Source organism: Streptomyces ossamyceticus, assembly GCF_001418475.1.
In the GTDB taxonomy this organism is placed as follows: Bacteria; Actinomycetota; Actinomycetes; order Streptomycetales; family Streptomycetaceae; genus Streptomyces; species Streptomyces ossamyceticus.
The window spans coordinates 1-13,027 of record NZ_LIQX01000078.1 but is presented as its reverse complement, the minus strand read 5'-3'; the positions used below and the strand labels follow the sequence as shown (position 1 = coordinate 13,027).

The window sequence follows — 13,027 nt, the reverse complement described above, 5'->3', positions numbered from 1 at the left end:
CCCCGAGGTCACCACCCGCGTCCCGGCCGGGGCCAGCAGCCGCTCGGCCGGGACGCGGGTGGTGACCTCGGGGAGGCGTACGACGAGCTGGTCGCCGTCGGGCCGGTGGAGCACCTCGACGAGCCGGCCCCGGGTGGGGGTGGTGGTGTGCGGTACGGCCGCGGCGAGCCGGGCCTCCAGGGCGGGGTCGCGGAGCGTACGGCGGGGCGGCGGGCCCTCGGCGGCTGGGCCGCCCCGGTCGCGGCCGGCGTGCAGTTCCTCGTACAGGGCGTTGGTGAGGCGGCCCCGCAGGTCACGGGGGCTGTCGGCGGTGACGGTACGCCCGGCGACGGTGGCCTCGCGCGCACCGGGCGCCACGCCGACGCCGTCCAGCGCGGCACGGAGCCGGGGCGCGAGCCCCTGGTGCCGGGCGTCGGGGGAGGCGCCCGGCACCGGGGTGTCCAGGAGGGAGAGGGCGGTCATCGGTGGTGGCTCCCGTTCGGGTGGTCGGGGGTCGAGCCGGGGGTACGGGCGGCGGCGGCCGGGGCGCACGGAACCCTGCGGGCCGCCACGGCCGGGCCCCGCCGCACCGTGGCGGCGACCGGGACCGGAACGCCCCGGACCACGGCCACGGCGCGAGTAGCGGTCGTCATCAGTCGGCGCTCCCGTCCGGAAGGGTCAGGCCGAGCGTCCGGGCCGCGCCGCCCGGGTTCAGCAGGACCGTGCGGCCGATGCCGGCGGCGGCGCGGGCGACCGGGTTGAGCGTGGCGTGGGACTCGGCGGTGGCGATGAGGCGGTCGTACATGTGCCAGCCGGCGTAGGCGGCGGCCCGCTCGGGCAGACCGGGGTCGGGCGTACGGCACTCCAGGTAGCCCTGCCAGAAGGCGTGGACGCGCGGCAGATGGCGGCGCAGGCTCGCCGAGCCCCGCCCGATGATCTCCTCGTGCGGGAGGTCGAACCCGGCCCCGCCGCCCCGGCGGTCGTCCCCGGCGTCCACGTCGTCGCCGGCGTCGCCGGTCGGCGCGAACACGGAGTACGTCGCGTGGAACAGCCACTCCCCCGCGAACGCCCCCACGTCCCGCGCCGGGTCGGCCAGCCGGAACTCCTCCCAGTCGCACAGGTACAGCGGCCCGCGGCCCTCGTCGGCGCCGATGAACTGGTCGAAGCGGAGGTCGCAGTGCGTGGGCGCGTGCGGCACGCTCGCCTCGCCCTCCCGCAGCCGGGCCAGCGCGTCGACCACCTCACCGTCGTCCTGGACGAGCTGCCAGGCGGCGATCTGCGCCATGCTGCGCTCCTGGACGGCGCTCCACGGCAGCGCGCGCAGCCAGGCCAGCGGCGGCAGCGGCGCCTCCCCGGTGTCGAGTCCGTCCCCGGCCGGCAGCGTGTGCAGCGTCCCCACCGCACGCCCCGCCGCCCGGCACAGCGCGTCGTCGAAGTCCCCGTCCAGCGCCAGTTCCGCCCCCGACCGGGCGCCGGGCACCAGGCGGTGCACGGTCACCCCGGCCGCCGGGTCCGCGCCCAGCAGTTCCGGCGAGCGCAGCGGCGAGCCGCCCGGCAGCCATCGGGCCGCCGACTCCTCGAAGCTCAGGGCCCGTTCGAGCTCGGGGCAGCCCCCGTCCGGCAGCGGCGTCACCGTCTTGACGAAGACCTGCTCGCCGGTGGTGGTCGGCCCCGCCCAGTTGTCGTTGCGGCCGCCGAACGCGGTGACCGCCGACGCGTCGAGGCGGCCGAGGTCGAGCCGCTCCAGCAGTGCGTTCACGGCGGGCACGGTGCCCAGTTCGGTGGGCCGGTAGCGCTGCCGGGTGCGGACCGGCTGCGCCGGGTCCGTCCTCGTGGGTGTGTCGGTGGTGATCGTCATCGTGTCGTGGCTCCCCCGGGGACCGCGCGGCGGCCCTCCTCGTCGATCAGGTCAGCGACGAAGGCGGTGTAGTCGGCCAGTTCGTCGCTCCAGCCGCAGTACGCGGCGAAGTCCCGCATGTGCGTGGCGATCCGCAGCACCGCGGCGCGGGCCGCGAGCTCCCGGTCCGCGCCCGGCCCGTACGCGTCGAGCAGGACGGCCGGCAGGTCGACGCCCGGCTCCTCGCCCCACACCGGTACGGCCCAGGCGAGTTCGGCCAGGTCGCCGAGCAGCCAGCCCAGGTCCAGTTCGGGCCGGGCGGCGCCCAGGTCCTCGCCCGTCAGCAGCGCCACCGGACCCCGGCTCAGGGGTGGGACCAGCGCGCCGAGCGAGGCGAAGCCGTGTACGAGGACGAGCCCGTGGCCGCCCCGGCCCCCGCCTTCGTTCCCGTCGCCGTCGCCGTCGCCGGACATGGAGACGACGGTGGGGGCGGGTGCCGCGACCTCGGCGCACCAGGAACGGAGCGTCGAGAGGCGAGCGGCACCCCACACCCGTAGCGCGTGCCCCCGCAGGCGCCGTACGGCGGCGCGGTCGCCGTCGCCCCCGTCCGTCCCGTCGGCGAACCCCCGCAGTCGGGTGAGCGCGGGCGGCGGCGCCCCGGTCGGCGCGGGCGTGGTGTGCAGGTGCCGTAGCGCCGTGCCCGCCGACGCGAGCGCGTGCGCGGCCAGCCGCCGGGCCGCCGGCCGGGGGTCGCGGAGCCAGGCCGCGGCCGAGTACGGGCCGTCGGCGAGGTAGGCGAGCCCCGCGCCCGAGACCACCGGGGTGACCAGCCGGGCGCCGGCGGTGTGCGGGGGGACGTGTGCGGCGAGGGGCGCCGTCGGCGGGGCCGCCCGCCGGGATCCCGCCCCGTGCCACCACTCGTGACGTCCGTCGACCGTGGGCCGTACGCGGGTGAGCTGGAGCCCGGTGCCGAACTCGGCCGCCGGACCGTCGCCCCGTGCCGCCGGTGTCACCCGTGCCGCCTGAGCCCCTGCGGCCGTCCGTACCGCTGGGGCCGTCCGTACCGCTGGAGCTGTCGGTGCCCCTGGTGTCGTCCGTACGGTCACTCGTCCTCCCCCTCGGACCGCCGGGCCCGCGCGTACGCGCCGACGCACAGGCCCATCAGCTCGGACAGCGGCAGCGCCCCGCCGTCCTCCATCTCGCCCGTGCTGGCGCTGACGGCGGGCACGGTCGGCGCGACGACCACGCCGGGGCGTTCGCGCAGGGTGTCCAGGTGCCCCTGGACCACGGGGCTGAGCTGCGCGCCGGGCGGCAGCGACGGGGCCACGCCCACGAGGGCGGACGTCGACTGCAGGGCGCACAGCACGGGTGTGTCGGTGAGGCCGAGCGCGTAACGGCCGAGGAAGTGCATCGTGGCCGGGTGGACGAGCACGAGGTCGGGCCAGCGCGCCAGTTCGACGTGCGGGACGGCACCGGGCGCGGCCTCGGACCAGTCGTCGGTGACGACCTCCCGTCCGCAGAGCGCGGATATCGCGTCCGCGGAGACGAATCGCCGCGCCGAACGGGTCAGCACGACCCGTTTCTCCATTTCCGGGAACGTATTGCCCAGCCAGTTGATCCAGAACGGCAGGAATGCCACGCTGAGCGCGCCGGTGCCCACGAGGAGCACCCGGCGGAATCCGGGATCCGCGACTCCTGTGGGGTCCATTCCCGCCTCCTTTCACATGCTTTTCGGTGTGTGTCGCGTTGCCCGGGGAGGGGCCGGTGGCCGGCACCGGCCCCTCCCCGCGGGTCACTGCTCCGGTCGCCCGGTCGTCAGCACTTCTTCTCGATCGTGCGGGCGGTCAGCGAACCGAGGGCCGCGGCGCACTGCTGCGAGGAGCGGGCGGTGATGATGGTGGCGCGGATCGCCCACGGGATGGTCGGGCTGAACGCGGGCGCGGCGTCCTTGCCGTCGTACAGGCCCAGCTCCTCGGCGGAGGTGTAGGCGGTGTAGCCCTCGAACAGGTCCTTCTCGTTCTGCGTCGACTGCATGAGTCTCTCCTTGATTCATGGTGCGAGATTCCGGATTTCCGAATTCCCGGCCGCCTTACGGGTTTTCCGGCTTTTCGGCCGGTGCCCCTTGGCGACGAGACAACTATGACCCGCCGGAAAAGCCGATCGCTATTGACAGTTGCGGCATTACCGCACCCGGCATCGCCGGAGGCGGCAATACCGCTGTCGGCAATACCGCCCCGGCATGACCCGAACCGGCGTCGCCGGGCCCGGCATTGCCGCAAGCGCCAATACCGCCGCACCCGCCCGTACGCGTAGAAAGTCCAGGGTGAACACACATGACTCCGCGAGGCCCGAGCCTCCGCCGCCCCAGCCGACGCAGGCGCCCGATCCAGCACAGGCGCCCGACTCCCCGCAGGGCACCGACGCCCCGCGCCCCCCGCTCCGCGCGCTGCTCGCCCACGCCCGCCCGCACCGCAGGGTGCTGGTGCTGGTCCTCGCACTGACCCTGGCCGGCAGCGCGGCCGGGCTCGCGCAGCCGATGGTCGTGGAGTCGTCGCTGACGGCGCTGATGACCGGCGGCGACCTGACCCGCGAACTCCTGCTGATGCTGGCCCTGCTGGCGGTGTCCATCGCGCTGACCTGGACACAGGCCCTGGTGAGCGAGCGCACGGCGGAGAAGGTCGTGCTGCATGTGCGCCGTGGGCTCATCCACCGTCTGATCCGCTTGCGGACAGCCGAGTTGGACAGGACCGAACCGGGCGGCCTCACCACCCGCGTGACGTCCGACAGCACACTCGTGCAGCACGCGGCGACCAGTGGTGTGATCCAGCTGCTCGACGGCGGTATCCATCTGATCGCCACCATCGTCCTGATGGGCATGACCAGCCTGCCGCTGCTCGGCATCACCTCCGGCGTGCTGCTGGTGGTCGGTGTCGCGATGGGCGGGGTGATGCCGAGGATCCGCCGGGTGACCACGCGCGCGCAGACCTCGGTCGGCGAGATCGGCGCCGCCCTCGACCGCGCGCTCGGCGCCGCCCGCACCGTGAAGGCCAACGGCGGCGAGGCGACGGAGACCGCGCGGGCCGTGGCCGCCGCCGAGGACGCCTACCGGGCCGGCCTGACCGGCGCCCGCTACCACGCCACGATCGCCGTGCTCTCCGCCCTGGTCGTCCAGGCGTCGTTCCTCGCGGTCATCGGCTTCGGCGGCGCCCTGGTCGCCACCGGGGCCCTCGACCTGGCCGCGCTGATCGCCTTCCTGCTCTACCTGTTCAACCTGGGCGGCCCGGTGCTGTCCCTGGTCGGCGGCACGACCTCGCTCCAGCAGGGCCTCGGCGCGCTCACCCGCATCGAGGAGGTCGAGCGGATGGAGATCGAGACGGACGTCGACGAGACCCCGGCCCGCCCGGCCGGCCCGCCGCCGCAAGTGACCGTGGAGAACGTCACGTTCGCCTACCCGGGCCGCGCCACCACCCTCGACGGGGTGGGCCTGGTCGCCCCGGCCGGCAAAGTCACCGCCCTCGTCGGCCCCTCCGGCAGCGGCAAGACGACCGTCTTCTCGCTCCTCCAGCGGTTCTACGAGCCGGACTCCGGACGCGTCCTCCTCGACGGCACCGACATCGCGACGCTCAGCCGCGCCGAGGTGCGCCGCCGGATCGCGTACGTGGAGCAGGACACCCCGATGCTCGCCGGCACCCTCCGCGAGAACCTCCTGTACGCGGCGCCCGACGCGGCCGAGGACGAGGTCGCCCGTGTCCTGCGGGACACCCTGCTCGACTCGCTGGTCGCCCGGCTCCCGGAGGGCCTCGACACCCAGGTCGGCGCCCGCGGTCTCGCCCTGTCCGGCGGGGAACGCCAACGCCTCGCCATCGCCCGCGCGTTGCTGCGCCGCCCCCAGGTGCTGCTGCTCGACGAGGCGACCGCCCACCTCGACGGCCTCAGCGAGACGGCGCTGCGGCACACCGTGGAGCGGGCCGCCGAGCACTGCACGGTGCTGCTCATCGCCCACCGGCTGTCCACGGTGACCTCCGCCGACCACATGGTGCTGCTCGCCGGCGGGCGGGTGCGCGACCATGGCCGGCACGGGGAACTCCTGGGCAGGGACGAGCTGTACCGGGACCTCGCCGCCACCCAGCTGACCGCCGCGGGAGCGTGAGCGCACCGCCCTCCGTCCTACCTGACGTACTGACCACCGTCAGACCCCCACACAGCGAAGGAACACCGCAATGCCGAAGGACCCGGCCCCCACCACCTCGCTCGCCAAGAAGACCGACGAGGACGCGTACGACGCCCACGAGGACCACCCGTACGACGATCACGACGGCTACGACGACTACGACGCGGACGAGTACGAGGAGAGCGGGCCACGGCCCGTGGTCGAGCACACCGTCGAGGACGACCGGTTCGGCGCGCTGACCGTCCGGCTGGACTCCGAGCGGGGCGAGGTCACGGTGACCGGCGAGCGGGTGCCACGGGTCGAGCTGTGGCGGGCCGAGGGGACCGAGGGCGAGGACCACATCCCGGTCGGCACCCGTGACGGTGCGCGGCTCACCCTGACCGTCGACGGCGAGGAGGCGGTGATCGACCCCGCCAAGGGCCGGCTGACCCGGCGCTCGTACCGCGTCGACGTGCGCTACGCGGAGCGCTCCTGGCGGCTGGTGCCCGACTCCATCCCGGGCAGCCGGCTGGTGCGGGCCGGGGCGTACCTCGGGGACTTCTCCTCCGACGGCGACGGGAAGGTACTCGTGGAGTGGCGCGAGGACGCCGAGCCGGAGGCACTGGACGCGGCCCTCGGCTACACCCTCGCCGCCGCGTTCGGCACGGGCGCCCAGCCCCTGTGGATGACGGCGATCGAGATGGTCGGCGACCTCCTGCCCGGCTGACACCCCCTCGGCTGACGCCCCGGCACACGACGGAAAGGCCCTGCCGGTACTCCCCAGTACCGGCAGGGCCTCATGGTGTTGGTGCCCGCGGAGGTCAGCCGCAGGTTCCCCTGATGTGGTCCTCGTACAGGTGCGAGACGATCGCCGCCTCGAACCGGGACTTGAGGTCGAGCTTGCGCACGATGCTGGCGGTGTGGGCCCGTACCGTGCGCTCCGCGATGCCCAGGCGGCGGGCGAGCCAGCGGTTCTGCTCGCCCGTCGCGAGCAGCAGCAGCACCTCCCGCTCGCGTTCGGTCAGCGCGGAGAAGTCGAGTGCGTCCTCCCGTACGACAACAGCCATGTGAGTCCCCCTGGTTGTGTTCGGTCGTGTCGGCTTCCGTCGGCTCGTGGCCGGAGAATCCGTGCGAATCCATCGGGTCGTGTCCGACGTCCATAGGTTCGTGTCCGACGTCCGTCGGTTCCTGTCCGACGGATTCCAGCCTGCCAAGCGCTTTCGGCCGGATCCCGCCCCGCGGGGCGCAGCTTGCTGCACCGGCGCGACACCATGCTGCGAGCGAAACTTTCGGCCCACGCCGTTCGTTCGTGTCGTGGCCCGGGCTCGTCCGTCACACATTCGCCACACGTTCCACGGCGAGCCGCCGTGAACGAACTAAGTCTTGACCAACGCATTACTGTGAGTCCCGATCATTTCGGTGGATTCCGTATCGCCGTGGCCCGACCAGCCACACCCGCGATACCGGCCACCGGCCCGGGCCGTACGGGAGGAACACGGGGGGACAGATGAACGATGCGGGCAGCATGGGGCTGTTGGGCCTCACCGCGATGGAGGAGCGCGTCTACCGGCACTTCCTGAGGAATCCGGGGACGACGGCGGAGGACATCCACCTCCTGCTCCACGCGTCGCAGGACGTCGTCGGAGCCGCGCTGCGGCGGCTGACGGAACTGGGCCTGCTCCGCCGCGCGGAGGCGACGGCGGGAGGCGGGGCGCAGGCGGCGGAGGATCCGGCCGCCGCAGTGAGCGAAGCCGGCGGCACCCTGACGGCGGCGGACCCCGAGGTGGCCGTCGGTCTGCTCACCGACCGGCGGCTGAGCGAACTGCACCACGAACTGCAACAGGTGACCCGGCCTCGTCACCTCGTCGCGGAACTCCGCGCCGAGCAGGGCGCCCACACCCAGGCCGGCGGCGGCGTGGAGCGGATGACGAACCTGGCGCAGATCCGCGACCGGATCGACGACCTGGCGTTCTTCGCCCGCGAGGAGATCCTCTCCGTCGAGCCCTACCGGGCGCTCACCCGGGAGAACATCGCGCACGCGCGACCACTGGACAGCCGCTGTCTGCGCCGGGGCGTCCACATCCGCAGCGTCGTCCTCAAGGACGCCCTGGACGATCCGGCGACCGCCGCCTACTTGCGCGAACTGAACGCGCAGGGCGCGCGGATCAGGGTCGCCGCCGACATCGCCGAGCGCGTCCTCGTCTACGACCGGCACACCGCACTGGTCCCGGCGGACCCGTCGGACACCTCGCGCGGCGCGCTGGTCGCGCAGGAACCGGGCCTGGTGGCCAGCATCCTGGCCCTCTTCGAGAAGATCTGGGACCAGGCGACGGACCTCACCGATCTGCTGGGCGCCCCGGCCCCCGAATCGGAGTCCCTGACGCCGATGGAGCTGGAGGTCCTGAAGTCGATGTGCCGGGTCACCAAGGACGAGATCGGTGCCCGTGAACTCGGCGTCTCCCTGCGCACCTACCGCCGGCACGTCGCCGACGTACTGCGCACGCTGGGCGCCTGCAACCGTCCGCACGCGGCCCTGCTCGCCCGGGAGCGGGGCTGGATCTGACCCCGCCGGTCAAGGCGCCCCGACGGCACGCCAGCCGCCCAGCGCCGGGTCGGTGAGGACCTCCGCCAGCCAGTCCCGTACGGCGTGGGCGGGCGAACCGGACGGGGGCCGGATCCGAAGGTGGATCCGGCCCCCGTCCTCGTCGAGTCGCCAGGCGTGTTCCCAGCCCCCGGGCAGTTGGCCGAGGACCCTGATCACGGCCGTCGCGGCGGGTGCGTCACCGGGAGCCCTGCGGACGAGGACCAGTTCCCGGAACCCACCGTCCCGGCACTGCTCGCCCCGGTGCTCCCCGCGGTGCTCCCTGTCCCGGCACTCCCCGCCCCGGTACTCCCCGTCCCGGTGCTCACCGTCCTGGAACTCCACGGTCGTCATCCCGTCCGTTCGTCCCGCCGGCTCACTGCCAGCCGTTGACGGACAGCGCGACCGACGGCCCGGACTTGACGGCCACCGTCGCTCCCAGCGGCAGGGCCATGATCAGCGCGAGCGCCGACAGTGTCCTGATGATGCGTGCGTTCCCCGTGTTCCCCGTGTTCTTCATGACCACGACTCTGCCAGCGGGAACATCCCGTCTGAAGGCTCCGCGATGTCAGGATGCTGCACCGGGCGGGACACTTGCTGCCAGGCACTTTGCTGCCAGGCGGCGGCCTAGCGGGGACGGCTTGCGAGGGCGGCTCTCAGTCCTATCTCAGTCCGAGGTCTGCTGCCGCTTCGGCCGCCACACCACCAGCGCGCTCGTCTGCTGGACCTCCTGGTAGGGCACCAGGTCACGCCGGTACGACGCGTGCACCGCGGCCTCGCGCTGCCGCATCGCCGCGGCGGCGCCGTCGAGCGCGGACTCCAGCTCGACCACCCTCGCCTGGAGGGCGGCGACCTGGTTCTCCAGCTCGATGATGCGCTTGATGCCGGCCAGGTTGATGCCCTCGTCCTGCGACAACTGCTGGACGGTGCGCAGCAGTTCGATGTCGCGGGCCGAGTAGCGCCGGCCACGCCCGGCGGTGCGGTCGGGCGAGACCAGGCCGAGGCGGTCGTACTGGCGCAGGGTCTGCGGGTGCAGACCGGACAGCTGAGCGGCCACCGAGATGACGTACACCGGTGTCTCTTCCGTCAGCTCATAGGGGTTACGACGGCGGCCGGGTGTGTCCATGGTGTGGTCATGCTCCCTTCGCGGCCTGGAACAGCTCCGCCCGCGGGTCCTCGCCCGCGGTCGCCTCGCGATACGCCTCCAGGGCGTCACGAGCCTTCCCCGACAGATCCTTCGGGACACTCACCTCGACGGTGATCAGCAGGTCCCCGCGGGTGCCGTCCTTGCGGACCGCTCCCTTGCCGCGGGCCCGCATCGTACGCCCGTTGGGGGTGCCCGGGGGCAGTTTCAGGGTGACCGGGGGGCCGCCCAGGGTCGGGACCCGTACCTCCCCGCCGAGCGCCGCCTCCGGATACGTCACCGGCACGGTCACCGTGAGGTTGTCGTCCTTGCGCCCGAACACCGGGTGCGCGTCGACGTGCACGACCACGTACAGGTCGCCCGCCGGACCGCCCCGCTCGCCGGGCGCGCCCTTGCCGCGCAGCCGGATCCGCTGCCCGTCGGCGACACCCGCCGGGATGCGGACCTGCATGGTGCGGGACGACTTGGCCCGGCCGGAGCCCTTGCAGATGTCGCAGGGGTTCTCGGCGATCAGGCCCCGGCCCTTGCAGTCCGGGCAGGGGTCCGTCAGGGAGAAGCCGCCGCCGGAGCCCCGCGCGACCTGGCCGGTACCGACGCACGTCGGGCACACCCGGGGGGTGCCGTTGGCGTCGCCGGTGCCCGAACAGCCCTTGCACGGGGACTGCGAGGACATCCGCAGCGGCACGGTGGCGCCCTCGATGGCCTCGGTGAAGCTCAGCGTGACCTCGGACTCGATGTCCTGGCCGCGCCGGGGCTGCACCCGCGTGGTGCCGGAGCTGCCCCGGTTGAACAGGCCCCCGAAGACGTCACCGAGCCCGCCGCCGAAGCCGCCCGCTCCCTGTCCGCCCTGGGCGCCGCCCCCGAAGAGGTCGCCCAGGTCGAAGTTGAACGAGCCGCCGCCCGCGCCGGGGCCCGGACGGAAGCCGCCGTTGCCGAACAGCGCGCGGGCCTCGTCGTACTCCTTGCGCTTCTTGGGGTCGCCGAGGACGTCGTTCGCCTCGGAGATCTCCTTGAACCGCTCCTCGGCCTTGGCGTTGCCCTTGTTGGCGTCCGGGTGGAACTCGCGGGCGAGCTTCCGGTACGCCTTCTTGATCTCGGCCTCGGTGGCGTCCTTGGGGACGCCGAGGACCTTGTAGTAGTCCTTCTCGATGAAGTCCTTGGTGCTCATCCCCGGCGTCCCTCCTTCCCGTCGTGTTCCGCGTCGTGGACGTCAGCCCTCGTCCGGGCCACCGTTCTCCTTGTCGTCGGCCGTCTCCGCGGACTCGCCGTCCGCCTTGACTGTCTGCGCCCCCGGCTGGGGTTCGGCCACGGCCACCCGCGCGGGGCGGATGGTCCGTTCGCCGATGCGATACCCCGGCTGCAGAATCGCCACGCACGTCGTCTCGGTGACGTCCGGCGCGTAGCTGTGCATGAGGGCCTCGTGGATCGTCGGGTCGAAGGGCTCGCCCTCCTTGCCGAACTGCTGCAGACCCATCTTCGCCGCGACGGTCTCTAGAGACTCGGCGACGGACTTGAAGCCACCGACGAGTTCGCCGTGCTCCCGGGCGCGGCCGATGTCGTCGAGCACGGGCAGGAGCTCGGTCAGGAGATTCGCGACGGCGATCTCCTTGACCGTGATCCGGTCGCGCTCGACCCGCCGACGGTAGTTCTGGTACTCGGCCTGGAGCCGTTGGAGGTCCGTCGTGCGCTCACCGAGCGCCGTGCGCACCTGGTCCAGCTGGGCCGTCAGGCCGGCCACCTGGGCCGCCGCTGCCGCGTCCCCGGCCGGGGCCGCCCCCTCCTTGGGGGCGGCCTTCGGCTCGGCGTCCTCGGAGCCGGAGGAGGGGACGTCGGGCTGCTGCGGCTGACCTTGCGGCTGCTGCTCGTCGAAGCCCGGGGTCTCCTCCGTCACGCGGCACCGTCCTTCCGGTCCTCGTCGACGATCTCGGCGTCGACGACGTCGTCGTCGGCCTTGGCACCGGGCTCGGCACCCTCGGGGCCGCCCGCGGCCTGCGCGGCCTGGGCGTCGGCGTAGAGGGCCTGGCCGAGCTTCTGCGAGACGGCCGCGACCTTCTCGGTGGCCGTGCGGATCTCGGCGGTGTCCTCGCCCTTGAGTACTTCCTTCAGCTCGGCGACGGACGCCTCGACCTCGGTCTTGATGTCACCGGGGACCTTGTCCTCGTTGTCCTTGAGGAACTTCTCGGTCTGGTAGACGAGCTGCTCGCCCTGGTTGCGGGTCTCGGCGGCCTCGCGGCGGGCGTGGTCCTCCTCCGCGTACTTCTCGGCCTCCTGGCGCATCCGGTCGACCTCGTCCTTCGGCAGCGAGGAGCCGCCGGTGACGGTCATCTTCTGCTCCTTGCCCGTGCCCAGGTCCTTCGCGGTCACGTGCATGATGCCGTTGGCGTCGATGTCGAAGGCGACCTCGATCTGCGGGACACCGCGCGGGGCGGGCGGCAGACCGGTCAGCTCGAACATCCCGAGCTTCTTGTTGTACGCCGCGATCTCGCGCTCGCCCTGGTAGACCTGGATCTGCACGGACGGCTGGTTGTCCTCGGCGGTGGTGAAGATCTCGGACCGCTTGGTCGGGATCGTCGTGTTCCGCTCGATGAGCTTGGTCATGATGCCGCCCTTGGTCTCGATACCGAGGGACAGCGGGGTGACGTCGAGGAGCAGGACGTCCTTGACCTCACCCTTGAGGACACCGGCCTGGAGGGCGGCGCCGATGGCGACGACCTCGTCCGGGTTGACGCCCTTGTTGGCCTCGTTGCCACCGGTCAGCTCCTTGACCAGTTCGGCGACGGCGGGCATACGCGTGGAGCCACCGACGAGAACGACGTGGTCGATCTCGGAGAGGGCGATCCCGGCGTCCTTGATGACGTTGTGGAACGGCGTCTTGCAGCGCTCCAGCAGGTCCGCGGTCAGCTGCTGGAACTGGGCGCGGGTGAGCTTCTCGTCGAGGTGCAGGGGGCCCTCGGCGGAGGCGGTGATGTAGGGGAGGTTGATCGAGGTCTCCGTGGAGGAGGACAGCTCGATCTTCGCCTTCTCGGCGGCCTCGCGCAGACGCTGCAGCGCCATCTTGTCCTTGGCGAGGTCCACGCCGTGACCGGCCTTGAACTGCTGCACCAGGTAGTCGACGACGCGCTGGTCCCAGTCGTCACCACCGAGGTGGTTGTCACCGTTGGTGGCCTTCACCTCGACGACGCCGTCACCGATCTCCAGCAGCGACACGTCGAAGGTGCCGCCACCGAGGTCGAAGACCAGGATGGTCTGGTCGTCCTTGTCAAGGCCGTAGGCGAGGGCGGCGGCCGTCGGCTCGTTGACGATGCGCAGCACGTTGAGACCGGCGATCTCACCGGC

14 protein-coding genes and 1 pseudogene are annotated in these 13,027 nt (G+C 72.8%); 3 read left to right on the top strand and 12 right to left on the bottom strand.

Going from position 1 to position 13,027, the window contains the following annotated elements:
* The 5 genes and pseudogenes from AOK15_RS07185 to lxmA form a co-directional block, all read right to left on the bottom strand.
* Window positions 1-462: pseudogene (locus tag AOK15_RS07185) on the bottom strand (T3SS effector HopA1 family protein); the annotation flags it as partial.
* A gap of 169 nt (window positions 463-631) precedes the next feature.
* Window positions 632-1,837 (bottom strand): class V lanthionine synthetase subunit LxmK, encoded by a 1,206-nt coding sequence (lxmK, locus tag AOK15_RS07180; protein ID WP_079058348.1) that lies wholly within the window; start codon window positions 1,835-1,837, stop codon window positions 632-634.
* Window positions 1,834-2,829, bottom strand: coding sequence for a hypothetical protein (locus AOK15_RS07175; protein ID WP_055513952.1), 996 nt, complete (start codon window positions 2,827-2,829; stop codon window positions 1,834-1,836). Before AOK15_RS07175 ends, lxmK begins: the two co-directional genes overlap by 4 nt.
* Before the next feature lie 89 nt (window positions 2,830-2,918).
* Window positions 2,919-3,524: a peptide terminal cysteine decarboxylase LxmD gene (lxmD, locus tag AOK15_RS07170; protein ID WP_055513950.1), complete on the bottom strand. Its 606-nt coding sequence runs from the start codon at window positions 3,522-3,524 to the stop codon at window positions 2,919-2,921.
* Window positions 3,525-3,631: 107 nt separating this feature from the next.
* Window positions 3,632-3,850, bottom strand: coding sequence for a lexapeptide family class V lantibiotic (gene lxmA, locus AOK15_RS07165; protein ID WP_055513948.1), 219 nt, complete (start codon window positions 3,848-3,850; stop codon window positions 3,632-3,634).
* A gap of 205 nt (window positions 3,851-4,055) precedes the next feature.
* Here lxmA and AOK15_RS07160 point away from each other — a divergent pair, with 205 nt between their 5' ends.
* The gene (locus AOK15_RS07160; protein ID WP_420876868.1) at window positions 4,056-5,966 is read left to right on the top strand and encodes an ABC transporter ATP-binding protein; all 1,911 of its coding nucleotides are present in this window, start codon (window positions 4,056-4,058) and stop codon (window positions 5,964-5,966) included.
* 70 nt (window positions 5,967-6,036) lie between these two features.
* Window positions 6,037-6,693, top strand: coding sequence for a hypothetical protein (locus tag AOK15_RS07155; protein ID WP_240508335.1), 657 nt, complete (start codon window positions 6,037-6,039; stop codon window positions 6,691-6,693).
* 94 nt (window positions 6,694-6,787) lie between these two features.
* Here the strand turns inward: AOK15_RS07155 and AOK15_RS07150 are convergent, their stop codons facing one another.
* Entirely contained in the window at window positions 6,788-7,033 is a 246-nt protein-coding gene (locus tag AOK15_RS07150) for a helix-turn-helix domain-containing protein (RefSeq protein ID WP_055513946.1), read from the bottom strand.
* Window positions 7,034-7,473: 440 nt separating this feature from the next.
* Between AOK15_RS07150 and AOK15_RS07145 the strand changes: the two genes are divergently transcribed.
* Entirely contained in the window at window positions 7,474-8,529 is a 1,056-nt protein-coding gene (locus AOK15_RS07145; RefSeq protein WP_055513944.1) for a LuxR family transcriptional regulator, read from the top strand.
* A 9-nt stretch (window positions 8,530-8,538) separates the two neighbouring features.
* On the opposite strand, the gene AOK15_RS44885 is transcribed toward AOK15_RS07145, so the two are convergent.
* The 6 genes from AOK15_RS44885 to dnaK all read right to left on the bottom strand — a co-directional run.
* Window positions 8,539-8,901 (bottom strand): hypothetical protein, encoded by a 363-nt coding sequence (locus tag AOK15_RS44885; protein ID WP_055513942.1) that lies wholly within the window; start codon window positions 8,899-8,901, stop codon window positions 8,539-8,541.
* A gap of 22 nt (window positions 8,902-8,923) precedes the next feature.
* The gene (locus AOK15_RS44880; RefSeq protein ID WP_157870181.1) at window positions 8,924-9,067 is read right to left on the bottom strand and encodes a hypothetical protein; all 144 of its coding nucleotides are present in this window, start codon (window positions 9,065-9,067) and stop codon (window positions 8,924-8,926) included.
* Between the two features lie 147 nt (window positions 9,068-9,214).
* Window positions 9,215-9,673 carry a heat shock protein transcriptional repressor HspR gene (locus tag AOK15_RS07135; protein WP_055513940.1) on the bottom strand — a complete coding sequence of 153 codons (459 nt, stop codon included), beginning with the start codon at window positions 9,671-9,673 and terminating at the stop codon, window positions 9,215-9,217.
* 7 nt (window positions 9,674-9,680) lie between these two features.
* On the bottom strand, window positions 9,681-10,859 hold the full coding sequence (dnaJ, locus tag AOK15_RS07130; RefSeq protein ID WP_055513938.1) for a molecular chaperone DnaJ: 1,179 nt from the start codon (window positions 10,857-10,859) through the stop codon (window positions 9,681-9,683).
* A gap of 42 nt (window positions 10,860-10,901) precedes the next feature.
* Window positions 10,902-11,582, bottom strand: a complete 681-nt coding sequence (gene grpE, locus AOK15_RS07125; RefSeq protein WP_055513936.1) for a nucleotide exchange factor GrpE — start codon at window positions 11,580-11,582, stop codon at window positions 10,902-10,904.
* Window positions 11,579-13,027: molecular chaperone DnaK (gene dnaK, locus AOK15_RS07120; RefSeq protein ID WP_055513934.1), on the bottom strand; the 1,449-nt coding region annotated here is incomplete at its 5' end. The genes grpE and dnaK, both read right to left, overlap by 4 nt.